At 61.6% G+C, this 23,567-nt stretch carries 27 protein-coding genes; 13 read left to right on the top strand and 14 right to left on the bottom strand.

The genetic code is table 11. The features are described 5' to 3' along the window. The first annotated feature begins 109 nt into the window (after positions 1-109). The 5 genes from clpX (at position 110) to K3724_RS11130 (ending at position 3,245) form a co-directional block, all read left to right on the top strand. Positions 110-1,378, top strand: a complete 1,269-nt coding sequence (gene clpX, locus K3724_RS11150) for an ATP-dependent Clp protease ATP-binding subunit ClpX (protein WP_129370625.1) — start codon at positions 110-112, stop codon at positions 1,376-1,378. Between the two features lie 139 nt (positions 1,379-1,517). Beyond that, positions 1,518-1,883: a RidA family protein gene (locus K3724_RS11145; protein ID WP_259984772.1), complete on the top strand. Its 366-nt coding sequence runs from the start codon at positions 1,518-1,520 to the stop codon at positions 1,881-1,883. A 133-nt stretch (positions 1,884-2,016) separates the two neighbouring features. Further along, complete coding sequence (locus tag K3724_RS11140) at positions 2,017-2,403, top strand: NADH:ubiquinone oxidoreductase subunit NDUFA12 (protein ID WP_129370627.1); 387 nt, start codon at positions 2,017-2,019, stop codon at positions 2,401-2,403. 24 nt (positions 2,404-2,427) lie between these two features. Beyond that, the gene (mlaD, locus tag K3724_RS11135) at positions 2,428-2,883 is read left to right on the top strand and encodes an outer membrane lipid asymmetry maintenance protein MlaD (RefSeq protein WP_129370628.1); all 456 of its coding nucleotides are present in this window, start codon (positions 2,428-2,430) and stop codon (positions 2,881-2,883) included. Next, the gene (locus K3724_RS11130; RefSeq protein WP_259984769.1) at positions 2,883-3,245 is read left to right on the top strand and encodes a DUF2155 domain-containing protein; all 363 of its coding nucleotides are present in this window, start codon (positions 2,883-2,885) and stop codon (positions 3,243-3,245) included. Before mlaD ends, K3724_RS11130 begins: the two co-directional genes overlap by 1 nt. Here the strand turns inward: K3724_RS11130 and aat are convergent. The 4 genes from aat to K3724_RS11110 form a co-directional block, all read right to left on the bottom strand. Continuing rightward, positions 3,209-3,841: a leucyl/phenylalanyl-tRNA--protein transferase gene (gene aat / locus K3724_RS11125; RefSeq protein WP_259984767.1), complete on the bottom strand. Its 633-nt coding sequence runs from the start codon at positions 3,839-3,841 to the stop codon at positions 3,209-3,211. The two genes, K3724_RS11130 and aat, sit on opposite strands and share 37 nt — an antisense overlap. Positions 3,842-3,915: 74 nt before the next feature. Further along, positions 3,916-5,265 carry an acetyl-CoA carboxylase biotin carboxylase subunit gene (gene accC / locus K3724_RS11120; protein WP_259984766.1) on the bottom strand — a complete coding sequence of 450 codons (1,350 nt, stop codon included), beginning with the start codon at positions 5,263-5,265 and terminating at the stop codon, positions 3,916-3,918. 9 nt (positions 5,266-5,274) lie between these two features. Continuing rightward, positions 5,275-5,766 (bottom strand): acetyl-CoA carboxylase biotin carboxyl carrier protein, encoded by a 492-nt coding sequence (accB, locus tag K3724_RS11115; RefSeq protein ID WP_259984763.1) that lies wholly within the window; start codon positions 5,764-5,766, stop codon positions 5,275-5,277. Between the two features lie 156 nt (positions 5,767-5,922). After that, the gene (locus K3724_RS11110) at positions 5,923-6,459 is read right to left on the bottom strand and encodes a PAS and helix-turn-helix domain-containing protein (protein WP_259984761.1); all 537 of its coding nucleotides are present in this window, start codon (positions 6,457-6,459) and stop codon (positions 5,923-5,925) included. A 92-nt stretch (positions 6,460-6,551) separates the two neighbouring features. Here K3724_RS11110 and K3724_RS11105 point away from each other — a divergent pair, with 92 nt between their 5' ends. Beyond that, positions 6,552-8,054, top strand: coding sequence for a class I adenylate-forming enzyme family protein (locus K3724_RS11105; protein WP_259984759.1), 1,503 nt, complete (start codon positions 6,552-6,554; stop codon positions 8,052-8,054). A gap of 146 nt (positions 8,055-8,200) precedes the next feature. Here the strand turns inward: K3724_RS11105 and K3724_RS11100 are convergent, their stop codons facing one another. The 5 genes from K3724_RS11100 to K3724_RS11080 form a co-directional block, all read right to left on the bottom strand. Then, complete coding sequence (locus tag K3724_RS11100) at positions 8,201-8,956, bottom strand: ABC transporter ATP-binding protein (RefSeq protein WP_259984757.1); 756 nt, start codon at positions 8,954-8,956, stop codon at positions 8,201-8,203. A 12-nt stretch (positions 8,957-8,968) separates the two neighbouring features. Next, positions 8,969-9,724 (bottom strand): ABC transporter ATP-binding protein, encoded by a 756-nt coding sequence (locus K3724_RS11095; protein WP_259984755.1) that lies wholly within the window; start codon positions 9,722-9,724, stop codon positions 8,969-8,971. Positions 9,725-9,736: 12 nt separating this feature from the next. Beyond that, on the bottom strand, positions 9,737-10,939 hold the full coding sequence (locus K3724_RS11090) for a branched-chain amino acid ABC transporter permease (protein ID WP_259984753.1): 1,203 nt from the start codon (positions 10,937-10,939) through the stop codon (positions 9,737-9,739). Between the two features lie 3 nt (positions 10,940-10,942). Further along, a complete protein-coding gene (locus tag K3724_RS11085) occupies positions 10,943-11,965 on the bottom strand; it encodes a branched-chain amino acid ABC transporter permease (protein WP_129370641.1) in 1,023 nt (340 codons plus the stop codon). A gap of 131 nt (positions 11,966-12,096) precedes the next feature. Continuing rightward, positions 12,097-13,443: a substrate-binding protein gene (locus tag K3724_RS11080; RefSeq protein ID WP_259984750.1), complete on the bottom strand. Its 1,347-nt coding sequence runs from the start codon at positions 13,441-13,443 to the stop codon at positions 12,097-12,099. A 231-nt stretch (positions 13,444-13,674) separates the two neighbouring features. On the opposite strand from K3724_RS11080, the gene K3724_RS11075 reads away from it, so the two are divergent. The 5 genes from K3724_RS11075 to K3724_RS11055 all read left to right on the top strand — a co-directional run bounded on the left by K3724_RS11075 (position 13,675) and on the right by K3724_RS11055 (position 19,887). Continuing rightward, a complete protein-coding gene (locus tag K3724_RS11075) occupies positions 13,675-14,973 on the top strand; it encodes a short-chain fatty acyl-CoA regulator family protein (protein ID WP_259984749.1) in 1,299 nt (432 codons plus the stop codon). A gap of 92 nt (positions 14,974-15,065) precedes the next feature. Then, a complete protein-coding gene (locus K3724_RS11070) occupies positions 15,066-15,446 on the top strand; it encodes a response regulator transcription factor (protein WP_259992618.1) in 381 nt (126 codons plus the stop codon). After that, positions 15,443-15,775 (top strand): hypothetical protein, encoded by a 333-nt coding sequence (locus tag K3724_RS11065; protein WP_259984746.1) that lies wholly within the window; start codon positions 15,443-15,445, stop codon positions 15,773-15,775. The genes K3724_RS11070 and K3724_RS11065 overlap by 4 nt, the downstream gene beginning before the upstream one ends. Beyond that, entirely contained in the window at positions 15,775-18,453 is a 2,679-nt protein-coding gene (locus K3724_RS11060; RefSeq protein WP_259984744.1) for an ATP-binding protein, read from the top strand. The genes K3724_RS11065 and K3724_RS11060 overlap by 1 nt, the downstream gene beginning before the upstream one ends. Before the next feature lie 84 nt (positions 18,454-18,537). Further along, positions 18,538-19,887 (top strand): FliM/FliN family flagellar motor C-terminal domain-containing protein, encoded by a 1,350-nt coding sequence (locus K3724_RS11055; RefSeq protein WP_259984742.1) that lies wholly within the window; start codon positions 18,538-18,540, stop codon positions 19,885-19,887. Positions 19,888-20,152: 265 nt separating this feature from the next. Here the strand turns inward: K3724_RS11055 and K3724_RS11050 are convergent, their stop codons facing one another. Genes K3724_RS11050 through K3724_RS11035 form a run of 4 tightly spaced genes read right to left on the bottom strand, consistent with a single transcriptional unit; the run spans position 20,153 to position 22,335 of the window. After that, on the bottom strand, positions 20,153-20,578 hold the full coding sequence (locus tag K3724_RS11050) for a TIGR01244 family sulfur transferase (RefSeq protein WP_259984740.1): 426 nt from the start codon (positions 20,576-20,578) through the stop codon (positions 20,153-20,155). A gap of 11 nt (positions 20,579-20,589) precedes the next feature. Then, positions 20,590-21,024 (bottom strand): DUF6691 family protein, encoded by a 435-nt coding sequence (locus K3724_RS11045; protein WP_259984738.1) that lies wholly within the window; start codon positions 21,022-21,024, stop codon positions 20,590-20,592. Next, entirely contained in the window at positions 21,024-21,449 is a 426-nt protein-coding gene (locus tag K3724_RS11040; protein ID WP_259984736.1) for a YeeE/YedE family protein, read from the bottom strand. Before K3724_RS11040 ends, K3724_RS11045 begins: the two co-directional genes overlap by 1 nt. A gap of 22 nt (positions 21,450-21,471) precedes the next feature. Beyond that, positions 21,472-22,335, bottom strand: a complete 864-nt coding sequence (locus tag K3724_RS11035) for an MBL fold metallo-hydrolase (RefSeq protein ID WP_259984734.1) — start codon at positions 22,333-22,335, stop codon at positions 21,472-21,474. A 293-nt stretch (positions 22,336-22,628) separates the two neighbouring features. Here K3724_RS11035 and K3724_RS11030 point away from each other — a divergent pair, with 293 nt between their 5' ends. Then, a complete protein-coding gene (locus K3724_RS11030) occupies positions 22,629-22,844 on the top strand; it encodes a hypothetical protein (RefSeq protein ID WP_259984732.1) in 216 nt (71 codons plus the stop codon). Between the two features lie 29 nt (positions 22,845-22,873). Here K3724_RS11030 and K3724_RS11025 read toward each other — a convergent pair whose 3' ends face one another. Further along, the gene (locus K3724_RS11025; RefSeq protein ID WP_024089790.1) at positions 22,874-23,092 is read right to left on the bottom strand and encodes a hypothetical protein; all 219 of its coding nucleotides are present in this window, start codon (positions 23,090-23,092) and stop codon (positions 22,874-22,876) included. A 193-nt stretch (positions 23,093-23,285) separates the two neighbouring features. Here K3724_RS11025 and K3724_RS11020 point away from each other — a divergent pair, with 193 nt between their 5' ends. Beyond that, positions 23,286-23,549 carry a DUF2312 domain-containing protein gene (locus tag K3724_RS11020; RefSeq protein WP_024089791.1) on the top strand — a complete coding sequence of 88 codons (264 nt, stop codon included), beginning with the start codon at positions 23,286-23,288 and terminating at the stop codon, positions 23,547-23,549. Positions 23,550-23,567: the final 18 nt, after the last annotated feature.

Genomic DNA, 23,567 nt, shown 5'->3' with positions numbered 1-23,567 from the left:
TGGGGCGCACTTTCACATTGTGGCGGCCTAAGCACTCGCTTAAGCTGGCAGAAAGTTGAGTAGCCCCGCAGTGCGGGAGCAGCGGACCGGGCGGACTGAAAGGTAGACCATGGCGACGAATTCAGGCGGCGACAGCAAAAACACCCTCTATTGCAGCTTCTGCGGCAAGAGCCAGCATGAAGTGCGCAAGCTGATCGCAGGCCCCACCGTATTCATTTGCGATGAATGCGTTGAACTGTGCATGGATATCATCCGTGAAGAAACCAAGGCTTCCGGGCTGAAGGCCACCGACGGCGTGCCGACGCCCAAGGACATCTGCCAGGTTCTGGATGACTATGTGATCGGCCAGGCCACCGCCAAGCGGGTGCTGTCGGTTGCGGTGCACAATCACTACAAACGTTTGAACCACGCCCAAAAGGCCGGGTCGGACATTGAACTGGCGAAATCGAACATCCTGCTGATCGGCCCCACCGGCTGCGGCAAGACCTTGCTGGCGCAGACGCTGGCGCGGATCCTGGATGTGCCTTTCACCATGGCGGACGCCACCACGCTGACTGAGGCCGGTTATGTGGGCGAGGATGTCGAGAATATCATCCTGAAGCTGCTGCAATCGTCCGAATACAACGTCGAGCGCGCGCAGCGCGGCATCGTCTATATCGACGAGGTCGACAAGATCACCCGCAAGTCGGAAAACCCCTCGATCACCCGCGACGTATCGGGCGAGGGCGTGCAGCAGGCGCTTTTGAAGCTGATGGAAGGCACCGTTGCCTCGGTGCCGCCGCAGGGCGGGCGCAAGCATCCGCAGCAGGAATTCCTGCAGGTGGACACCACCAATATCCTGTTCATCTGCGGCGGTGCTTTTGCCGGGCTGGACAAGATCATCTCGGCCCGCGGCAAAGGGTCTGCGATGGGCTTTGGCGCGGATGTGCGCGACAACGATGACCGCGGCGTCGGCGAAGTGTTCCAGGAGCTGGAGCCGGAAGATCTGCTGAAATTCGGGCTGATCCCCGAATTTGTCGGCCGTCTGCCGGTGCTGGCAACGCTGGAAGATCTGGACGAAGACGCGCTGGTTATCATTCTGACCCAGCCCAAGAACGCTCTGGTCAAACAATATCAGCGCCTGTTCGAGCTGGAAGACACCGAACTGGACTTTACCGACGAGGCGCTGAGTGCGATTGCCAAGAAAGCAATCGAACGCAAGACCGGTGCCCGCGGGCTGCGGTCGATCATGGAGGATATCCTGCTGGATACCATGTTCGATCTGCCGGGTATGGACAGCGTGACCAAGGTGGTTGTCAATGAGGAGGCGGTGACCTCGGATGCGCAGCCGCTGATGATCCATGCGGATGCCGAGAAAGAGCCGGCATCGGCCGGGTGAATTCATAGAGATTCAGACAAACGGCGCGGTCCTTTCCGCGCCGTTTGCTTTTGGGGGCGGGTTTGATAGGGGCGCTGCCCCCGCAGCGGGAGGCCGCTGCGCCCCCGGGATATTTCGGGCAAGAGGAAGGAGCAGGGCAGTGATCAAACGTATTTCTTCAGGCGGTGAGTTTGAGGCTAAGATCGGCTATTGCCGCACTGTTGTGGCTGGCGGCTTCGTGCATGTGGCCGGCACCGTCGGGCAGGGCGATGATGTGGTGGCACAGTGCAAATCTGCGCTTGAAACCATTGGCGGTGCCTTGCAGAAGGCGGGCGCTGGCTTTGCCGATGCGGTGCGGGTGAACTATTACCTGCCGGATGCGGCGGAGTTCGAACCCTGCTGGCCGGTTCTGGCTGAGGTCTTTGGCGCCAACCCGCCTGCGGCAACAATGATCGAGTGCAACCTGATCGATCCCAAGTTCCGCATTGAGATTGAAGTGACGGCGCTGGCCCCAGCGGCAGGCTGATCCTGTCAGGCGCGGGAAACGCGCCTCAGGCAAAACTGCCAATTCCCGCCGTGACCCGTCCAGAGGGGCGCAAGCCACTGGACCTTGGCGGGAAATTGGGCCATATCAGAAATGGAAAAATCCGGAGGCACCGATGGGAATCCTGAACACTCTACTGAGCGCTGTGACATGGTGGAACGGCGCCACCCTGAACACCCGGATGTTCACCGCCCGCAAGGGCATCAAGGTGGGCGAGGATGATCAGGGCAATGTGTTCTACCGCAATGCCGATGACAGCAAGCGCTGGGTGATGTTCAACGGCGAGGTTGAAGCCTCGCGCGTCAGCCCGGACTGGCACGGCTGGCTGCACCGCACCTTTGACGAGCTGCCCAGCGAGAAACCCTTGAAGCACAAGGCCTGGGAAAAGCCGCATCAGGAAAACCTGACCGGCACCATGATGGCCTATGCGCCGGCGGGTTCGATCCGTGCAGGCGGCGAACCCAAGGAACGCCGCGATTATGAGGCCTGGGTGCCCGAATAAAACATCTGCCAGAAGGCTGATTTCATGTCCCACAATCCTACCGAAGTTTTTGCCGGCGGCGTCGTGCTGGCTGCTGCTGTTGCTTTTGCCGTCTATGCCGGTCAAGCGGCCGGCCTGTCGCGCGGCGGCGCGACCTATGACCTGAACGCGTCTTTCCGTTCTCTGGAAGGGGTCAGTGTCGGCACCGACGTGCGGCTGGCCGGCGTCAAGATCGGTACCGTGACCGGCGTTGGCCTGAACCCGGAAACCTTCCGCGCAGATACCATGTTTTCTGTCAACGAGGGCATCGAAATCCCGGATGACAGCGCGGTGGTGATCTCCTCCGAAGGGCTGCTGGGCGGTAACTTTGTCGAGATCATGCCCGGAGGCTCGCCCTTTGCTTTTGAAGCAGGCGATGAGATCGAGGACACCCAGGGCGCGGTCAGCCTGATTTCGCTGCTGGTCAAATTTGTCGCCGGCGGCGGCGAGGGCGATTCCTGATGCGCTTTACGGTGGCGGCCGTGGCTTGTGCGCTGGCCCTGCCGGCCTGGGGCCAGGAGCAGCCGGCGGCGCAGGGCAGTGCTGCGGTGCTAAGGGCGCTGGACAAGGTCAACGGCCATACCATGGATGCGGAAGTGGCTATCGGCGGCAGTTCGGAAATGTTCGGCCTGCTGGTGACCGTGTCGGACTGCCGTTTTCCGGCAGAGAACCCGACCGGGGATGCCTATGCCTATCTGACCGTGCGGAACCCCGACGATGGTGCGACGCATTTCCAGGGCTGGATGGTGGCGTCCAGTCCGGCGCTGAACGCGCTGGACCACAACCGCTATGATGTCTGGGTCATGCGCTGCAGCAGCAGCTGAGGTGCGGGCACAGCCGGCCGGGCAAAATCCGCATCCGTTTTCAGGGCCTCGCGCAATAGGGCCCGGTAACGCGCGCGGGTAACTTCAATCCCGCCAAGCGACGCAAGATGCGTGGTCAGGAATTGCGTGTCGCACAGGCTGTAGCCCGCCTGCACCAGCCGGTCCGTCAGATAGGCCAGTGCCACTTTGGAGGCATCGCGGCGGCGCGAAAACATGCTTTCGCCGAAAAAGGCGCCGCCCAGAGAGACGCCATAGGTGCCGCCGGCCAGAATACCGTCCTGCCAGACCTCCAGCGAATGGGCGTTGCCCATCAGGTGCAGATCCAGGTAGCGGTCGCGGATTTCCCCGTTGATCCAGGTTTCCGCCCGGTCGGCGCAACCGTCAACGACGCCGCCGAAATCCTGGTTCACGGTGATCTCAAAGCCGCCATTGCGGATCCGTTTGGCCAGCGAGCGGGAGATGCGGAAGCCATCCAGCGGCAGGATGCCACGCCGCTTGGGATCGACCCAGAAAATCTCGGGGTCGTCGCGGTGTTCGGCCATCGGAAAAACACCGGCAGAATAGGCGTGCAGCAATAGGTCCGCAGTTAAGCTCATGGTGCTGGCCAGTATAACGGGAAAAGGCAGGCAAATGTAAAACGGGGCGCAGCCAATGGTGCGCCCCGCTGAAGTTATCCGGGCTGGTTTTCTTCCAGCCAGCGTTCCAACCAGTGGATGCCGTAGTCGCCGGTGTGGATATCCTGTTCCTGCAGCAGCGCATGGAACAGCGGCACGGTGGTGTCGATGCCGTCGATGATCAGCTCGCCCAATGCCCGGTTCAGACGGGCCAGCGCCTCGGTCCGGTCCCGGCCATGCACGATCAGCTTGCCGATCAGCGAGTCGTAATAGGGCGGGATCGAGTAGCCGTCATACAGCGCCGAATCCATCCGCACACCCAATCCGCCGGGGGCGTGGTACTGGGTGATCTTGCCCGGGCAGGGGGCAAAGTTCGGCAGCTTTTCGGCGTTGATCCGCACCTCGATGGCGTGGCCGTTGATTTCCAGATCGTCCTGAGTGAACGACATCGGCAGCCCTTCGGCGACCCTGATCTGCTCACGCACCAGATCGACGCCAAAGATGGCCTCAGTCACCGGGTGCTCCACCTGCAGGCGAGTGTTCATTTCGATGAAATAGAACTCGCCGTCTTCATAGAGGAATTCCACGGTGCCAGCACCGGAATAGCCCATCTTGCCAATTGCGTCGGCGCAGATCTTGCCGATGCGGGCGCGCTCTTCCGGGGTGATGCAGGGGCCGGGGGCCTCCTCGAACACCTTCTGGTGGCGGCGCTGCAGCGAGCAGTCGCGTTCCGCCAGATGGATGCCGGTCTCTTTGCCGTCGCCAAAAACCTGCACTTCGATGTGACGCGGCTTCTGGAGGTACTTCTCCATATAAACTTCGTCATTGCCAAAGGCAGCCTTGGCTTCGGAACGGGCAGTCGAGAAGGCGTTGGCCAGCTCTTTTTCGTTCAAGGCCACTTTCATGCCGCGGCCGCCGCCGCCGGCGGTGGCCTTGATGATCACCGGATAGCCCATGTCTGCGGCGGCTTTTTTTGCCGCGGCGATGTCGGGCACGCCGCCCTCAGATCCCGGAACAACCGGAATGCCAAGGTTCAGGGCGGTTTCCTTGGCGGTGATCTTGTCGCCCATGATGCGGATATGCGCAGCCGAGGGGCCGATGAAGGTCAGCCCGTGGTCTTCGATGATCTGCACAAAGTTGGCGTTTTCCGACAGGAAGCCATAGCCCGGGTGAATCGCCTGGGCGCCGGTGATTTCGGCCGCCGAGATGATGGCCGGGATCGACAGGTAGCTTTGGGTACTGGACGGCGGCCCGATGCAGACCGATTCATCGGCCATGCGCACGTGCATTGCGTCGGCATCTGCGGTGGAATGCACCGCAACCGATTTGATGCCCATTTCCCGGCAGGCACGGATCACGCGCAGGGCAATCTCGCCGCGGTTGGCAATCAGGATCTTGTCAAACATTGCAGATCCTTACTCGATGATGGCCAGGGGGGTTCCGAATTCAACGGCGGCGCCGTCTTCAACCAGAATGCGCTTCACGGTGCCCGATTTCGGCGCCGGAATGTGGTTCATGGTCTTCATGGCTTCGACGATCAGCAGAGTGTCGCCTTCGTTGACTTGCTTGCCCACGGAGATAAAGGCGGGCGAACCGGGCTCGGCCTGCAGATAGACAGTGCCGACCATCGGCGAGGCCACGGCGCCGGGATGGCTGGCCGGGTCATCGCTGGCGGCAGCGGGGGCAGGGGCGGCGGCAGGGGCAGCTGCTGCAACCGGAGCAGCGGCGGCGGGCATCGCAACCTGTACCGGTGCGGCCATGGCGGTCTGGCGGGAGACACGCACATTCAGGCTGTCGTCGTCGCCGTAGTCCCGCTTTACCTGCAGTTCGGTCAGATCGTTTTCGCGCAGCAATTCCGCCAGCGCCTTGATGAATGCCACGTCAGCTTCGTGAGATTTGTTTGTCATATTTTCCTCAGCCAATTCCGACAGGCCCGCCAGGGCAGGCGGACCGGAAATTAGGGCGCTTATAGGGCAAGGATTACCGCAAGGAAAGCACCGTCGGTCCGGGCTGTAACATGGAGGCAGATAAACTGATTTGCAATTGCCGGACTGTTTTTTGTCTTACAGCGGCATGCCGGTCAGTTTGGCCACCAGTTCCGGCAGCTTGCGGGCGCCGAATTTTTGCAGCAGATGCGCCCGGTGGCTTTCCACTGTGCGGTAGGACAGATCCAGCTGCTGGCCGATTTCTTTGGCCGACAGCCCTTTGCAGGTGAGGATCGCCACTTCGCGCTCGCGCGGGGTAAGCGAGACCACCGGGCGGTCCTCGGATATATCGGCAAAGGACCAGATGCCGGTCTGAAACGGCGTCTCGGGTGTCACTGAACGGCCGCGCACCCGGCACCAGAACAATGCGCCTGCGCGGCGGCGCATGATGCGTTCGTCGCTGTAACTGCCGCTTTGCGCCTCAGGCTGTTGCAGCAGGGTGCCGATACGGTTGAAATCCTCCTGGCTGGGGTACAGCCCTGAAATCGGCATGCCGGTATATTCACCGGGAGTTCCGCCAAAGGTGGAGGCAAACTGCAGGTTGCACCGCGTGATGACGCGGCGTTCCAGCACGGCAAGGCCCACAGGGGCATGGTCAAAGGCAAGATCGCTCATATGGTGCTTCTACCCCGGCCTTTCTGCGGAATTGAAGGGGGTGTTTGCGTGCCGCGATGCACGCCGACGGGCAAGCCGGAGGGGAAAAGCGGATGAACATTGCAGTGTGGTTGCAGCGCATGGCAGCGGCAGAGGCGGCGCGGCCTGCGTTGTTTCTGGGACAGGAGCAGGTTGCGGACTACGCAGGCTTTCACGCCCGCGCGGCGTCGGTGGCGGGCTGGCTGCAGATGCAGGGTGTGCAGCCGGGGGACCGGGTTGGCATCTTCATGAAGAATTGCCCGGACTACCTGATCGCGCTTTACGGCATTTGGTATGCGGGGGCAGCGGCGGTGCCGGTCAATGCCAAGCTGCACGGCAAGGAGGCGGAGTATATCCTGCAAAACTCGGGTGCCGGGCTTGTGTTCACCTCGCCGGGCCTGACTGAGGCGGTCGAGGGAACAGAGGCAGTTGTGCGCTGTGTGGACATCACGGGTTCAGACTATGCCGCTTGCCTGTACGCGCAGCCTGTGGCTGAGCCTGTTTTCCGTGCCCCTGAAGATCTGGCATGGCTGTTCTATACCTCTGGCACCACCGGGCGGCCCAAGGGGGTGATGATCACCCACCGGATGCTGATGACCATGGCAATCGCCTATTTCGCCGATGTGGATCAGGTCAGCGCCGGGGATCAGGCGCTTTATGCGGCACCGATGAGCCATGGGGCGGGGATTTATGCAATTCAGCATGTGCTCGCGGGGGCTGCGCATGTCTGCCCGGTGTCGGGCGGATTTGACGAGGCGGAGATCTTTGATCTGGCAGCGCATTTCGGGCGCGTCCATATGTTTGCAGCGCCCACGATGGTCACAAGGATGACTTCGGAAGCCAAGCGGCTGGGCCGCAAGGGCGAGGGGCTGCGCACAGTGGTCTATGCCGGCGGGCCGATGTATGTCGCCGACATTGTGGAGGCAGTGGAGCATTTCGGCCCGGTCTTTGTGCAGGTCTACGGCCAGGGTGAATGCCCGATGGCGATCACCGCGCTGCCGCGTCATGCCGTGCAGGACCGCGCGCATCCGCGCTGGCGCGAGCGGCTGGCCAGTGTCGGCAGGGCGCAAAGCGTGGTTGAGGTGCGGATCGGCACGCCGGAGGGAGAACTCCTGCCCGCTGGCAGCCACGGAGAGATCATGGTGCGCGGCGATGCAGTGATGCCTGGGTATTGGAACAATCCGGAGGCCACCGCCAAGACACTGGTCAATGGCTGGCTGATGACCGGCGACATGGGGGTTTTGGACGCCGACGGCTATCTGACGCTGCAGGACCGCTCCAAGGACATGATCATCACCGGCGGTTCCAACGTCTATCCGCGCGAGGTGGAGGAAGTCTTATTGCTGCACCCTGAAGTGCGCGAGGTCTCAGTCGTGGGCCGGCCCCATGCGGATTGGGGCGAGGAAGTGGTGGCCTTTGTTGTGGGGGATGCGCAGGATGCAGAGCTGGATGACCTGTGCAGCAGCCGGATCGCCCGGTTCAAACGCCCCAAGGCATACCTGCGCATCGAAGCGCTGCCCAAGAACAACTATGGCAAGGTGCTGAAAACCGAGCTGCGGGAGCGTTTTAAAAGGTAGATTGGGGCTCTGCCCCAAACCCCGGGATATTTTTGGCAAGAGGAAAAACAGGGTGGATTTGGAAAAGGTGCAAGGCTTGAAAAAGAGGCCAGCCCCGGTCGGGGTGGCCTCAGTCTGCCAGTTTCGGCATGACGCAAAAGGATGTTTTAGATCGCCAGGTATTCGGCACGCAGCTCTTCGTTTTCCAGAACCTCTGCGGCGGTTCCGTCAAAGACGATGCCGCCGGTATCCAGGATCACCGCACGGTCCGCCAGTTCCAGGGCGCGGACCGCGTTCTGTTCGACAATGATTGTCGTCATGCCCTGTTCCTTGATGTGGATGAGGGTCTTTTCAATCTCGTCGACGATTACCGGGGCCAGGCCTTCGTAGGGTTCGTCCAGCAGCAGCACCTTGATGTCGCGGGCAAGCGCGCGGGCAATCGCCAGCATCTGCTGCTCGCCGCCCGAGAGGGTCACGCCCTCCTGCTTGCGCCGTTCACCAAGGCGCGGGAACAGATCGTACAGACGCTCCAGCGACCAGCCGACGGGCGGCGCGATCTGCGCCAGCTGCAGGTTTTCCTCAACCGTCAGGCCGGGGATGATGCGGCGGTCCTCAGGCACCAGGCCCAGGCCCACGGATGCGGCCTCATAGGATTCCATCTTGTGCAGCGGTTTATGGTCCAGCCAGATTTCACCACGGGTCACCAAGGGGGACCCTGTGCGGGCAATCGAGCGCAGGGTAGACGTTTTGCCAGCACCATTGCGGCCCAGCAAGGCCAGGATCTCGCCTTCGTGGACGTTAAAGCTGATGCCCTGCACGATGTAGCTTTCACCGTAATAGGCGTGGACATCCCAGACTGACAGGAAGGCAGGCGCGGTGGTGGCCGCATTGGCGCTTCTGGAGAAGTCGGGTTTCACATTCATGTTGGTTTCTCCTTACGCCGACTCGCCCAGGTACGCTTCGCGCACCTTGGGGTTGCCGCGGATATTTTGCGGGTCGTCCTCGACCAGCGGCGTGCCCTGGGCCAGGACGGTGATCCGGTTGGCGAGGCTGAACACCACATGCATGTCGTGTTCGATGATGGCGATGGTGATGTCGCGCTGGTCCGAGATCTGTTTCAACAGGTCGATGGTGTTGTTGGTGTCGGCCCGCGCCATGCCTGCGGTCGGCTCATCCAGCAGCAGCAGCCGGGGTTCCTGGCTGAGGCACATGCCGATCTCCAGCCGCCGCTTGTCGCCGCGGGACATGGCGGCGGCATGCATGTGCCGCTTGTCCGCCATGTTCATCTCTTCCAGCATATGCTCGGCCTTTTGCAGGATGTCTTTCTGTTTCAGCACCGAAGACAGGGCGTTCAGCTCAAACGCGCCGTCCCGTTTGGCAAAGCAGGGGATCATCATGTTTTCCAGCACCGTCAGATCGCCAAAGATTTCAGGCGTCTGGAACACGCGGGAAATACCCATCTGGTTGATCTCGTAAGGCGCGCGCCCCAGCACCGACTGGCCGTCGAACATGACGGATCCGGTGTCGGGGATCAGCTTGCCCACCAGGCAGTTCAGCAGGGTGGATTTGCCCGCGCCGTTTGGTCCGATGATCGCATGGACCGAGTTTTCCTTCACGCTGAGGTTCACCTCGGACAGCGCTTGCAGGCCGCCGAACCGTTTCCCCACGTCTTTGACTTCAAGGATACCCATTGTGTTGTCTCCTTATTCCGCGGGGTTGGTTTTGCCGGACGTATTGCTGTCCTTGGCCTTGCGGCGGCTGAGCCAGCCCTTGATCCGCTGGCCGCCCTCAACCAGGCCGCCGGGCAGGAAGATCACCACCAGCATGAACAGGATACCCAGGGTCAGATGCCAGCCTTTGCCGATGAAGGGGTGGACCAGAAAGACAAGGGCATCCTCCATCCCGTCGGGCATAAAGCTGAACCAGCTGTGCAGCACGTTGTCGTTGATCTTGGAAAAGATGTTCTCGAAGTACTTGATGAAGCCTGCGCCCAGCACCGGGCCGATCAGCGTGCCCGCACCGCCGAGGATGGTCATCAGCACCACCTCGCCCGAGGCTGTCCACTGCATCCGCTCAGCGCCTGCCAAGGGGTCCATCGAGGCCATCAGGCCGCCAGCCAGACCGGCATACATGCCCGAGATCACAAAGGCCGCCAGGGTATAGGGCCGGGTGTTCAGGCCGGTGTAGTTCATCCGCTGCTGGTTCGATTTCACCGCCCGCAGCATCATGCCAAAGGGCGAGCGGAAGATGCGGATCGACAGGTAGAAGGCCGCCAGCAGGATCAGCGCGCACAGGTAATAGCCCGCGTTGAACTGAAAGGCCCAGGGGCCGACTGCCAGCTCAAACGTTGAACGCATCTCCAGGCCGAACAGGCTGGTCACCGGGATTGAGCCGTCCGCGGTGGCAGAGACACCCAGGATGCGCGGGTCTTCCAGTGTCAGCTGCAGACCGGTCTCGCCATTGGTGATCGGTGTCAGCACCGAATAGGCAAGGTTAAAGGACATCTGGGCAAAGGCGAGCGTCAGGATCGAGAAGTATATGCCGGAGCGGCGCAAGCTGACAAAACCAATGAGCAAGGCGAACAGGCCTGCAACGATGACCGACAGCAGGATCGCCGGGATCACGTTCATGCCGACCAGCTTGAACATCCAGACGGCTGAGTAGGAGCCGGCGCCAAGGAAAGCGGCATGGCCGAATGACAAATAGCCGGTGAGGCCAAACAGGATGTTAAATCCGATGGCGAAGATCCCAAAGATCACAAAGCGCTGCATCAGGTCCGGATAGCCCGCGTTGAACTGCGCCATGGCGCTGCCGGTGGGGAAGGGATTCAGGATGAAGGGGGCGAACAACGTCAGGCAGGCGACGATGATCAGCATAGAGGTGTCTTTTTTATCCAGTCCGAACATGTCTTAGTCCTCCATCACGCCTTTGCGGCCCATCAGGCCCCGTGGACGGGTCAGCAGAATGATGATTGCGACCACATAGATGATGATCTGGTCGATGCCGGGGATCAGCGATTTGATCTCGTTCATCGAGGCGAAGCTCTCAAGAACACCCAGCAGGAAACCCGCCAGCACCGCACCGGGCAGCGATCCCATGCCGCCGACAACCACCACCACAAAGCTGAGGACCAGGAAATCCATGCCCATGTGGTAGTTGGGCGAGTTGATTGGCGTGTACATCACACCGGCCAACCCTGCGACAGCGGCAGCGATGCCGAACATAATGGTGAAGCGGCGGTCGATGTTGATGCCCAGCAGGCCCACGGTCTCGCGGTCGGCCATGCCGGCCCGCACCACCATGCCGAATGTGGTGAATTGCAGGAAGCTGAAGATGCCGCCGATGATCAGCACTGCAAAAAAGAAATAGACCACGCGCCAGACCGGATAGATGATGTCCATGCCGATGACAGCGCCCAGGTTCATCACGCCGTTCAGCGCGTCCGGGGCCGGGGTCTGGATCGGGTTGGCGCCGTAGAAATACTTGATGACTTCCTGCAGCACGATTGCAAGGCCGAAGGTCACCAGGATCTGGTCCGCATGGGGTCGCTTGTAGAAATGCTTGATCAGACCGCGTTCCATCACATAGCCGACGCCGATCATGATCGGGATGGCAAAGAGGATCGCCAGCGGCACCGCCCAGTCGATGATGGAGCCGCCGAACTCGGGGCCGAACCAGGCCTCGACGTAGGGGGTTTTCACTTTCAGCGGGTTGCCCAGAAAGTCGGTTTGGGTCTCGTCGACGGTCTCAAAGCTGAGGTTCAGAAAACGTTGCACGGTGACAGCGCAGAAGGCGCCGATCATGAACAGGGCCCCATGGGCAAAGTTCACCACGCCAAGCGTGCCGAAGATAAGTGTCAATCCCAGCGCGATCAGCGCATAGGCCGAGCCTTTGTCGAGCCCGTTCAGGATTTGCAGGAGAATGGCGTCCATGGGTCCCACCGTTCGTCAGGTCAGGGAAGGGTCTTCCGGCAATGCCGGAAGACCCGCGATGCGGCGCAGCCGGATTCCGATACGGAATCCGGGCCGGAAGTTTTGCATAATTCCGGCGCCAGTGGCGGGCTTCAGGCGCCCGGGTTGCAGGAGCCCAGTTGACCGCCGGCAAACATCGGGTGGTCCGGTGCGTATTCCACCTGTGCACGCGGGGTGACCTCGACCACTTCCAGAAGGTCGAATTCCGAGGTCGGATTTTCCTTACCGCGCACCACCAGAACGTCTTTGAAACACTGGTGGTCTTCGGCGCGGTACAGGGTCTTGCCATTGCCCAGCCCGTCGAATTCAAAGCCTTCCAGCGCTTCGGCAACACCGCAGGGGTTGAAGGTGCCCGCACGCTCAACCGCATCCGCGTAAAGCAGCGTCTGGCAGTAGGTGGTATGGGCAGCCTGGCTCGGCGGGAAGCCGTATTTGGTGCCGAAGGATTTGACGAACGCTTTGGAGCCTTCGTCCTGCAGCGTCCAGTGCCAGTTGGTCGAGCCGTGGATGCCCTTCACGTTGGCGCCTGCACCCTTGGCCATCAGGCGGGAGTAGAGCGGCACGACGATCTCGAAGTTCTTGCCGTTCACCACCTTGTCGCGCAGGCCGAACTGCACCGCATTGGTCAGCGAGTTCACCATGTTGCCGCCATAGTGGTTCAGCACCAGCACATCAGCGCCCGAGTTCAGAACCGGCGCGATGTAGGACGAAAAGTCGGTCGCGGCCAGCGGCGTGCGCACCTTGTTCACGGTGTTCCAGCCCAGGGCCTCGGTTGCGGCTGCAATCGATTCTTCCTGGGTCCAGCCCCAGGTGTAATCGGCGGTCAGGTGATAAGCGGTGCGGTCGGTGCCATAGAGGTTCTTCAGCACCGGTGCCAGCGCCGCGCCCGACATATAGCCGTTGAAGAAGTGACGGAAACCGTTGGCCTTCTTGTCTTTGCCGGTTGTGTCGTTGGAATGCGTCAGGCCGGCCATGAAGATCACGCCCGCCTCCTGGCAGAGACCCTGCACGGCGATGGCAACACCCGAGGACGAGCCGCCGGTGATCATCACCGCGCCGTCTTTTTCGATCATCGACTTGGCCGAGGCACGGGCGGCATCGGATTTGGTCTGGGTGTCGCCGGTGACATATTCCACCTTCTTGCCCAGGATGCCGTTCCCTTGCAGCGCCTTGGAGCTGAAGGTGTTCATCATGCCGCCGTCGCCGCCGCCATTCAGATGCTCGACCGCCAGCTCATAGGCGCGAAGCTCGTCAGCGCCTTCATCAGCGTAGGGGCCGGTCTGGGGCACATTGAAGCCCAGGGTCACGGTGCCGCCGGTCGGTTCATTGGTAAAAGCCGCAGCGGAAGAGGCGGTAAAGATCGTTGGCAGCGCCATACCGGCGCCTGCGATTGCGCCGGTCTTTAAGACTCTGCGGCGCGATGCGTCAAATTCAGACATGTATTCCTCCCTAATATGATTAGTGCCTTGCAGCTCCTCACTTCTGCGCAGCACCAGCACGTTTCGTGCAAAATCAGTATGAGCGCGCTATGTAAAGCCAGGCAATAAATCCCTTTTATTGCTTGAAAATTCTGTAAATAACTGAACAGTATTCAGTTGTGTTCTGTAAATTGTATTATATTGCAACGCAGAAAGCCGTTGAATTGACAGTGTTTTGGGAGGCCACGCATAATGGCACGCGATACCCTGACCGGCAGCCGGATCCGCGAACGCAGGCTGATCCTGGGAATGCGTCAGGCCGAATTGGCGCGGGAGGCGGGGATCTCGGCCTCCTACCTCAACCTGATCGAACATAACCGGCGCAGAATCGGCGGTAAGCTTCTGGTTGATCTCGCTGGGGTGCTGGGGGTGGAGCCGTCGATGCTGAGCGAGGGGGCCGAGGCGGCCCTGATTTCTACCCTGCGGGAGGCGGCGGCGGACAGCGGGGTTCCGGTGGCCGAGCTGGACCGGGTCGATGAATTTGCCGGCCGGTTTCCCGGCTGGGCCGAGGTGCTGGCAGCCGGCCACCGCCGCATTGCCACGCTGGAACGCACGGTGGAAACCCTGTCAGACCGGCTGACCCATGATCCCAATCTGGCGGCCTCGGTGCATGAGGTGCTGTCGACTGCTGCTGCGATCCGCTCCACCGCGTCGATCCTGGCGGAAACCGGCGAGCTGGAGCCGGAATGGCGCGACCGCTTTCACAAGAACCTTAACGAAGATTCCCTGCGCCTGTCCGAGAGCAGCCGGGCGCTGGTGAATTTTCTGGACGAGGGCGACACCAGCGACGACCGCCGCGGAATGCCGCAAGAGGAGGCCGAGGTCTTCTTTCAGGAAAACGGGTTTCATTTTCCTGCACTGGAGGATGGTTCCGCTGAACCCGGACAGCTGGTCCAGACTGCCCCTGCTTTGACAAGCCCGGCGGCCCGCAGCCTGGCACAGGCTGCCTTGGCGCAATACCGGGCGGATGCCTTGGCGATGCCGCTGCAGGCGCTGGAGCAGGAAATCCAGGCGGATGGGGTTGCTCCGGTGGCGATCGCGCGCCGCTTCAAATGCGGGCTCCCTGCCGTGCTGCGCCGTTTGGCGGCGCTGCCTGAGGAGGTGCTGGGGCAGGAGGCCGGGCTGGTGGTCTGCGATGCCTCAGGCACGCTTTTGTTCCGCAAGCCTGTGACCGGGTTTTCGATGCCGCGTTTCGGGGCGTCCTGCCCGCTGTGGCCGCTGTATACTGCGCTTGTGCACCCGAATATCCCGGTGCGGCGCAATGTTCTGCAGCAGGGGCGCAACGCGGCGGCTTTTGACTGTATGGCGGTGGCCTGGCCGCAGGAGATGCAGGATTTTGGCGCTGATCCTATGTACAGGGCGGTTATGCTGATCCTGCCCGGCGCCAAGGATGCACGGGATCCGCAGCCGGTTGGCGCCAGTTGCCGGATCTGCCCGCGCCAGGGCTGTCCGGCGCGGCGCGAGCCATCGATTCTGAAGGAAGAGTTTTGACAGTGACACGGCCGCGGGGCTAATCTGCACAAAAATGAATGCGTCTGCGGACCGGCCTGGCCGGCAGTCGGCGCCGGGAGGAAATTCTGCTGATGGGCAGGCATGTTGTTCTGATCGAAGACGAGCCGAATATCACCGAGGCCATCCGGTTTCTGCTGATACGGGACGGCTGGAGCGTGGATGCGCATACCGATGGTGCCACCGCGGTGGAGGTGATCCGCGATGCCAATCCCGATCTGGTGATTCTGGACCTTATGCTGCCGGGCAAAAGCGGTCTGGAGATCGTGCGCGAGCTGCGAAGCGAGGGTGGCATGGGCGCACTGCCGGTGCTGATGCTGACCGCCCGCGGCCAGATGCGCGACCGCGAGATGGCGGAAAAGGCGGGGGTGACGCGGTTTATGACCAAGCCCTTCTCCAATGCCGAGGTGCTGACGGCGGTGCGCGACCTGCACGCCCAGGCCGGACAGGGATGACACAGGGGAGCGGCGCCGAAGAGCAAACAGGCACCCGCGCGGAACGCCAGACCTACCGCCGCCGCAGGCTGATGGATATTGCCCGCCTGCTGCCGGTTCTGGGCGCATTGCTGCTGGCGCTGCCGCTGTTGTGGCCCGAAGCCTCCACCCATCCCGCGGCGCGCGATGGTGTCAGTATGTCGTCGGCCATCATCTATATTTTCGCCGTCTGGACCGGCCTGATCGGTGCCTGTTTTGCCTTCAGCCTCGCCGTGCAGCGTTGGGCGGATCATTGGACCGGCGGCGGGCCGGACGGGGCAGGATCTCCGGACGGGGTGGAGGACCGCTGATGGCCTCGCTGAATGTGCTTGCGGTTGTCTGTCTCGCCTATGTGGCGTTTCTGTTTTTCATTGCCTTTTGGGCCGACCGGATGGCAACCCGCGGCAAAAGCGCCGCCTGGATGCGTTCGCCGCTGATCTACACGTTGTCGCTGTCAATCTATTGCACTGCCTGGACTTTTTACGGCGCGGTTGGCTATGCCGCGCGCTCAGGCCTGGAGTTCGTAACGATCTACCTTGGTCCCTCGCTGGTGATGATCGGATGGTGGTGGGGCCTGCGAAAACTGGTGCGGATCGGGCGCAGCCAGCGGATCACATCCATCGCGGACCTGTTGTCGTCGCGCTATGGCAAGTCGAACCTGCTGGCGGCCGGCGTGACCATTCTCGCGGTGATTGGCGTCACGCCCTATATTTCGCTGCAGTTGCAATCCATCACGCTGTCCTTTGCCATTTTTGCCGAGGCGGATCCGCTGCGCAGCTACAATGAAACCTACACCGTGTTCTGGGTAGCGGCAGGACTGGCGGTTTTTGCCATTCTGTTCGGCACCCGCAACCTGAACGCCAATGAGCGTCACCACGGGGTGGTCACCGCGGTGGCGCTTGAGGCCATCGTCAAACTGGCGGCGTTGCTGGCGGTTGGGGTTTTTGTGGTCTGGGGCGTGGCCGGCGGCGTGGGAGAGACGCTGCAAAGAATTGACGCCTCGCAAATCGGCCAGTGGAACGTCGATGGCAGCCGTTGGGCCACCGTTACCTTTCTGGCCGCGGCGGCCTTTGTTTGCCTGCCGCGGATGTTCCAGGTGATGGTGGTGGAGAACGAGGACGAACGCCACCTGCGCATCGCCTCATGGGCGTTTCCGCTGTATCTGCTGCTGATCTCGATGTTTGTGGTCCCCATCGCCGCAGTCGGGCTGGAACTGCTTCCCGCAGGCGCCAACCCGGACATGTTTGTGCTGACAGTGCCGCTGCAGCAGGGGCAGCAGGGGTTGGCAGTCCTGTCTTTTCTCGGCGGGTTTTCCTCGGCAACGTCGATGGTGATTGTGGCCGCCATGGCGCTGTCCACAATGGTATCGAACCACATCGTGATGCCGGTCTGGCTGCGGCTGCAGAACCGTCGGGCTTCGGTTTCGGGCGATGTGCGCGATGTAGTGCTGCTGTCGCGCCGGGTGTCGATCGCGGTGATCATGGCGCTGGGGTATTTCTATTACCACCTGTCCGGCGGCGCTGCGGCGCTGGCCGCCATCGGCCTCATCTCTTTTGCCGGGGTGGCGCAAATTCTGCCGGCGCTGGTTGGCGGGCTGTTCTGGCGCGGTGCCACCCGCAGTGGCGCACTGGCCGGGCTTACGGTGGGGTTTGCCATCTGGCTCTATACCATGCTGCTGCCGGCCCTGGGCGGCGGGTTGTTGCCCGAGCATATCCTGCGTGATGGCTTGTTTGGCCTTAGCTGGCTGCGTCCCGAGGCGCTGTTCGGAATCGAAGCCATGGATCCGACCGTTCACGCCGTTTTGTGGTCGATGAGTCTGAATGCGCTGGCGTTCTGCCTGGTGTCTCTGATGAGCTTCCCCAGCCCGCTGGAGCGGCTGCAGGGCGCGCAATTCGTCAATGTCTTCGACCATTCCGCCGGCCCGCGCGGCTGGACCGGATCTGTGGCGCAATGCGAAGATCTGATGATCATGTCGCAGCGGATTCTGGGTGCTGCAGAAGCACAAGCGTTCTTTCAGCGCGAGCGGCTGCGGCAGGGCGGCCGCGGCCCGCTGCCTGAGCCGACACCGGCCTTTCTGGAACGGCTGGAGCGCGAGCTGAGCGCCTCCATCGGCGCGGCGGCAGCGCATGCGATGATTGGCCAGATCGCCGGCGGCTCCTCGGTTTCTGTTGCGGATTTGCTGGCAGTTGCGGATGAAACCGCCCAGATGCTGGAGTATTCCAGCCGCTTGGAGACGCAATCGGCAGAGCTAACAGCGACTGCCCGCAAGTTGCGGGAAACAAACGAAAAACTTACGCAAATTTCCGAACAGAAGGACGCCTTCCTTAGCCAGGTCAGCCATGAGCTGCGCACGCCGATGACCTCGATCCGGGCGTTTTCGGAAATTCTGCGCGATGACGGGCAGCTGAGCGCGCAGGATCAGCGCCACTATGCCGGGATCATCCATGACGAAACGCTGCGGCTGACCCGGCTGCTGAACGATCTTCTGGACCTCAGCGTGCTGGAGAGCGGTCAGGTGAGCCTGAACATGTCGGCCGGCGCCCTGCCGGACGTGCTGGACCACGCGGTGGCCGCCGCACTGGCGGGATCAGACCGTCCGCTCAAGGTCTGCCGCAATCCCGCAACGGAAGGGTTGCGCATATCCTCCGACCTCGACCGGCTGGCGCAGGTCTTTATCAATTTGATCGCCAATGCCCAGAAGTATTGCGATGCTGCCGAGCCGGAACTGTCCATTTCCGCCTCCGCAACCAGCGGGTGGCTGCAGATCGACTTCACTGACAACGGCAGTGGCGTGCCGGCAGAATTTCAACAGATGATTTTTGAGAAATTTTCGCGTGTCAGCCCCGAGCGGGCAGGCGGTGCAGGGCTTGGCTTGGCAATCTGCCGGGAAGTTATGCAACGGCTGGGCGGCAATGTTTCCTATCTGCCAGGGCACGGCGGCGGTGCGTTCCGGGTTTCCTTACCCGCAGCAGGCGAAAAGGCTGCGTAACCTGGCCTGAGGTACAGGAGTTGTTAACCTCCTTTCGGGTAAAAACGGGGAAACGGGACGTGCAAGGGGCAGGTTAAACAGCCTATGTCTGAAACAGAAGCAGCAGAGGCAGGCAGCGGCAAGCAGGGTGTGCTTGCACGCAAGCTGGCAGCGACAAAGGAAGGTGTTGGGGCGCTTACCAGTTCCTTGACGCTGAAAGCACTGCGCCGATCGGTGGCGCGGGCAGCTGCGGACTTGTGCGGATTGCCGGTGGCAGTTTTGGCAGCCCGGCAATCCAACCGCATTCCCGAGGATCTGGCGGACCAGCTGTCGGATAAGGATCTTCTGGTGGTGCTGGATTGTCCGCATGGCAGAATGGGTGCGGCCAGCATGGATGCAGCCACGGTGACAGCGCTGATCCAGCAGCAGACCATCGGCACGGTGATGGGCAAAGCACCGGACGAGCGTCACTATACCCCGACAGATGCAGCCATGACGGCAGAGTTTCTGGAACGCACCTTTGGCAAGGTGTTTGCGATGCTGGATGGCCAAGCGGATCAGGCAATCTTTACCGGTTACCGCTTTGGCGCACAGGTTGAAAATGTGCGCAGCCTGGTGCTGGGCATGGAGGCTGAGGATTACCGGGTGATCGAGTTGAACCTGGATCTGGCCTGCGGCGCCATGCAGGGCGTGATGAAGCTGATACTTCCGGAACCCACTGCCGAAGAACTGCAGGACGGTCAGGGAAGCGGTGCGCAAGGTCCATCTCTGGGCCGCAATCTGGGGTCGATCCGGGCGGAGCTGTCGGCTGTTTTGTGCAAGATGCGGGTGCCCCTAAGGGATTTTACCGGCCTCAAAGTCGGCGATTCGCTGCCGCTGGATTCCGCCTTTCTGTATGAAACCGACCTGCTGACCATTGGCGGCCAGTCGATTGCACAGGGGCGCCTGGGCCAAATGAACGGCGCGCGTGCAGTTCGGCTGAATCAGTCCGGGGCCAGGCTGGCAGGCGATGCCGGGGCAGAAGGAATGGGGTTCTCCGACGGGGCAGGCGCCGACATGATGGGCGGCGGACCTCCGGCACTCGATATGGGAATTGCCGCGCAGGGCCTGCAGGACCCGATGGACGACACGGGCCTGCCTGCATTGGAAGCGGCACCGGGTCTGGGCGGCGGTCTTGGTATGGACGGCGAGGGGTTTCCTGCGCTGGGTGACGGCGGTGTTGACGGCGGCATGGGCGGCATGGGCGGCATGGATGACGCAATGGGTGGAATGGGCGCAATGGATTTGCCCGGTCTCGGCGACGATGGCGCTTTGGGCATGGATGGGCTGGACGGCGGGCTGCCTGACTTGCCTGATCTTCCCGCGGTCGACTTGGGGGATTTTGACCCGGGGGATGCCGCGGCAGAAATCTCGCAATTGGCCGGGCTGGACGGCGCCTTGCCAGGAAGTAACTGATTCATTAAGTTCTTTGCGCTGCGAACCGCCATCACTCAGCCCCGGACTCCAGGGGCTTATCCCGGGGGCGCCGCGGGCAGCCAAACCCTTATAGCCATTCCAAACGGTTAGCAGCCTGCACATTCATCAGTGCAGGCGCCGGGTCCGGTTGACGCATTGGGTTCCGGCCTGGGGTGATCAGTATTGGTCAGATCCGGGTTTCCCGCGTCGGCCAAAGGTTTGGCTGCTGCCAGCAACATTCGACGCAGGCAGAGTTTTCACAGGGTTAATTTCCCGCCAGGGAATCCAGTGCTGGCCGCAACCCGTCCAGCTGATAGCCGGCGGCTGCGGTTTTCAGCAGAATGTCATCGGCGCACATATCGCAGGCCTGGCTGAGCGCCCAGACCACCGAACAGCGGGTTCCGGACGCGCAATAGGCCAGCACCGGGCCTTCGCAGCCTTCATACAGCTCCCGCTGGCGGGCTGCATTCTCGGGTGTCATGGTCTGATGGGTGAGCGGCAGAACCTCGAACCGCAGCCCGGCGGCTTCGGCGGCTGCGCGGATCGCCTCAGCCTGATGGCTGGGCGGGACTTCCGCGTCCGGTCTGTTGCAGATCACCGTTTTAAAGCCGGCGTCGGCAATGGCGGGCAAGTCCTCAGCCGAGATCTGCGGCGAGACCGAATAGCGGGGGGTAATAACGCGTGCATCCATATCCCGAGTCTTTACGCGTTTGCGGCGCGCCGGTCCAGATGCCGGCTGAGCCTGGGAGCGGCTATCATGCCGCAGGCCATTGCCGCCAGGAACAGCGCGCCCTGCCAGCCGTTATAGCTGAGCGAGGCCATTGCAGGACCGGGGCAGAGCCCCGCCAGGCCCCATCCCGCGCCGAACAGAATGGATCCAAGGATCAGCCGCCGGTCCAGCCCGGCGCGCGGCAGGGCGGGGAAGCTGCCCCCAGCGGCAGGCTGGCGTCCCTCTGCCAGCCGCCAGGCCAGTGCCATCGGCAGCAGCGCACCGCCCATAACAAAGCCCAGTGTGGGATCCCAGCGGCCAAAAACATCCAGCCACCCTTGTACTTTGGCGGTGTCAGTCATGCCTGACAGCATTAGCCCGGCGCCAAACAGGCTGCCTGCAATCAGCGCCAGAAGAATCCGAAGCATCAGATCACTCCCATAACCTGGCGCAGAACTGCCAGCGTCAGGATACCTGCCAGCATGAATGCCGCCGCCGCGGCGATGCCACGCAAGGACAGCCGGGAAACACCGCACACCCCGTGACCGGACGTGCAGCCGTTGGCCATCCGCGTGCCAAGGCCAACCAGCAATCCCGCAATGATCAGCACGGTGGCGCTGCTGGTGACTTGGGTTTCCGGTGTGCCTGCCAGCAGGCCCATCAGCAACGGCATGGCAATCACACCTGTGATGAAGGCGAGTCTTTCCCCTGCGGTGCTCTGCCCGCTGCCATCCAGCAATCCGCCCAAAATGCCGCTGGCGCCCATGATGCGGCCGTTGCCCAAAAGGTAGACGGCACCGCCAAGCCCGACCAGCATGCCGCCCGCCAAGCCCAAAATCCAATCCGTTTCCATGATCGCCTTCCGCTTGCTTCGGTCAGATCTTGTTGATCGGGATCTTTAGAAAGACATCGCCCTGATCATCCGGTTCCGGCATCTGGCCTGCGCGCATGTTTACTTGCAGCGACGGCAGGATCAGACGCGGCATGCCCAGTGTCGCATCACGGGCGTCGCGCATTCGGGTGAATTCCTCAATGCTGCGCCCTTCGCCGATATGCACGTTCAGCGCCCTTTGTTCGCCTACGGTGGTTTCCCATGCGTAATCATCGCGGCCCGGTGCCTTGTAATCATGGCCGACAAAGATACGGGTGTTGCTGGGCAGCGCCAGGATCTTTTGGATCGAATTATATAAATCGGTGGAAGACCCGCCGGGAAAGTCGCAGCGGGCGGTGCCGAAATCCGGCATGAACAGCGTGTCGCCGACAAAGGCCGCATCCCCGATCACATAGGTCAGGCAAGCGGGTGTGTGGCCCGGTGTGTGCAGCACCTCGCCGCGCATCTGGCCGATCATGAAGGCGTCTCCCTCGCGGTACAGGCGGTCGAACTGGCTGCCGTCGCGCTGAAATTCGGTGCCTTCATTAAAGATTTTGCCAAAGGTGTCCTGGATCACGGTGATCTGGGCGCCGATGCCGATCTTGCCACCCAGCTGTTCTTGCAGGTAGGGCGCGGCAGACAGATGGTCGGCATGCACATGGCTTTCCAGGATCCACTCTGTCCGGAGGCCTTCTTTTTTGATCCAGGCGATGATGGCATCGGCTGATGCCGTGCCGGTGCGGCCCGCTGCCTGGTCGTAGTCCAGAACAGAGTCGATAATGGCACAGGCGGAGCCCTCAGGCTCAACCACCACATAAGAAACGGTGTTGGTGGCTTCGTCGAAGAAGGCCTTGACGGCGGGGGTCATCTGTTGCTCTCCCTTGAGTTTGGATAATCATATATCGATTAGAGAATGTGTTTCAAGGATGCCGGTGCGTAGACCGATGGTGCCGTTGAAATCATCGCAGCCGGTTGACCTGTGTCAAGACAGGGTAAGGTTGCGCTGCAGTATGCTTGGCAGGCGTGCGTGACGCCTGCAAAACCGTCAACCGGCCGGCAAAATTTCACAAATAGGCGGTCGGGCGCCTAATTTTTGCGGGCTTTCACGCAGCTGTTGTGAAATACCAGCATAACCCCATCATGATCCAGGGAGGACTGCCAATGACACAAGAAGACCTGCTGCACACCGTCGAGAATCTGGAAACCCGGATTCTTGGAGAGACCGGTACTGCCCGGCTTGCCATGCGGCCTGAGTTTATCCGGTTGCTGGATTACATGCGCAAGACGGGTGCTGCGGTGCCGGGCCGCTTCCGCCGCTTGGAAGCCGCACTGTGCGAAGAAGCGGTTGAGGAGATGTTTGACAATATGCCGGTCTAGGCGGTCTGTCAGGCAGGGCGGCCCAGGCTTCAGCCCAGGAAAATGCCCGTCATAACCAGCATCAGTCCCAGAACTGACAGCAGCAAGGCGCCCAGATTGTAAGGCAGCACTGATTGCACGACCGCGCGCAGGGCTTCGTCGTCCAGTTTTTGGCGGCGCGCACGCGCGACGCGGACAATGCACCAGACCAAGCCCAGCAGACCGGCGATGGACAAGGCGGCTCCGGCCCAGACGATGAGTTCGAACATATGCGTGCTCCTGCGGTTTTCGCGCTGCGCCGCGCCTAGCCGATCCGGGCTTTGCGTGCAAGCCGCGAGGGGACGGGCGCCGGTTTTTGCCGCTTACAGCGGCCCTGCGGCTTTCCTTGCTTGCGGCGCAGCGGGCGGGGCGCTATCCCCTTGCTCCGACAGCAATTGACAGCATGTGCCGACGGAGCCGCAGATGGATATCACCGAAGACGAAAAAAGCGAAAACTACCGTGTGACCGCTGGCGAACTGCGCCAGTTCATCGAACGGTTCGAGCGTTTGGACGAAGAAAAGAAGACCATCGCCGAACAGCAGAAAGAGGTGATGGCCGAAGCCAAAGCACGCGGCTACGACACCAAAGTCATGCGTAAGATCATTGCGCTGCGCAAGCGCGACCAGAACGACATCGACGAAGAAGAAGCGGTTCTGGAAATGTATAAGGAAGCTTTGGGCATGTAAGCCCGGCGGGACCGCAGT

It is taken from the genome of Leisingera sp. M658 (assembly GCF_025144145.1).
Lineage (GTDB): Bacteria > Pseudomonadota > Alphaproteobacteria > Rhodobacterales > Rhodobacteraceae > Leisingera.
The sequence above is the reverse complement of the archived record's forward strand: the minus strand, read 5'-3'. Positions and strand labels throughout refer to the sequence as shown.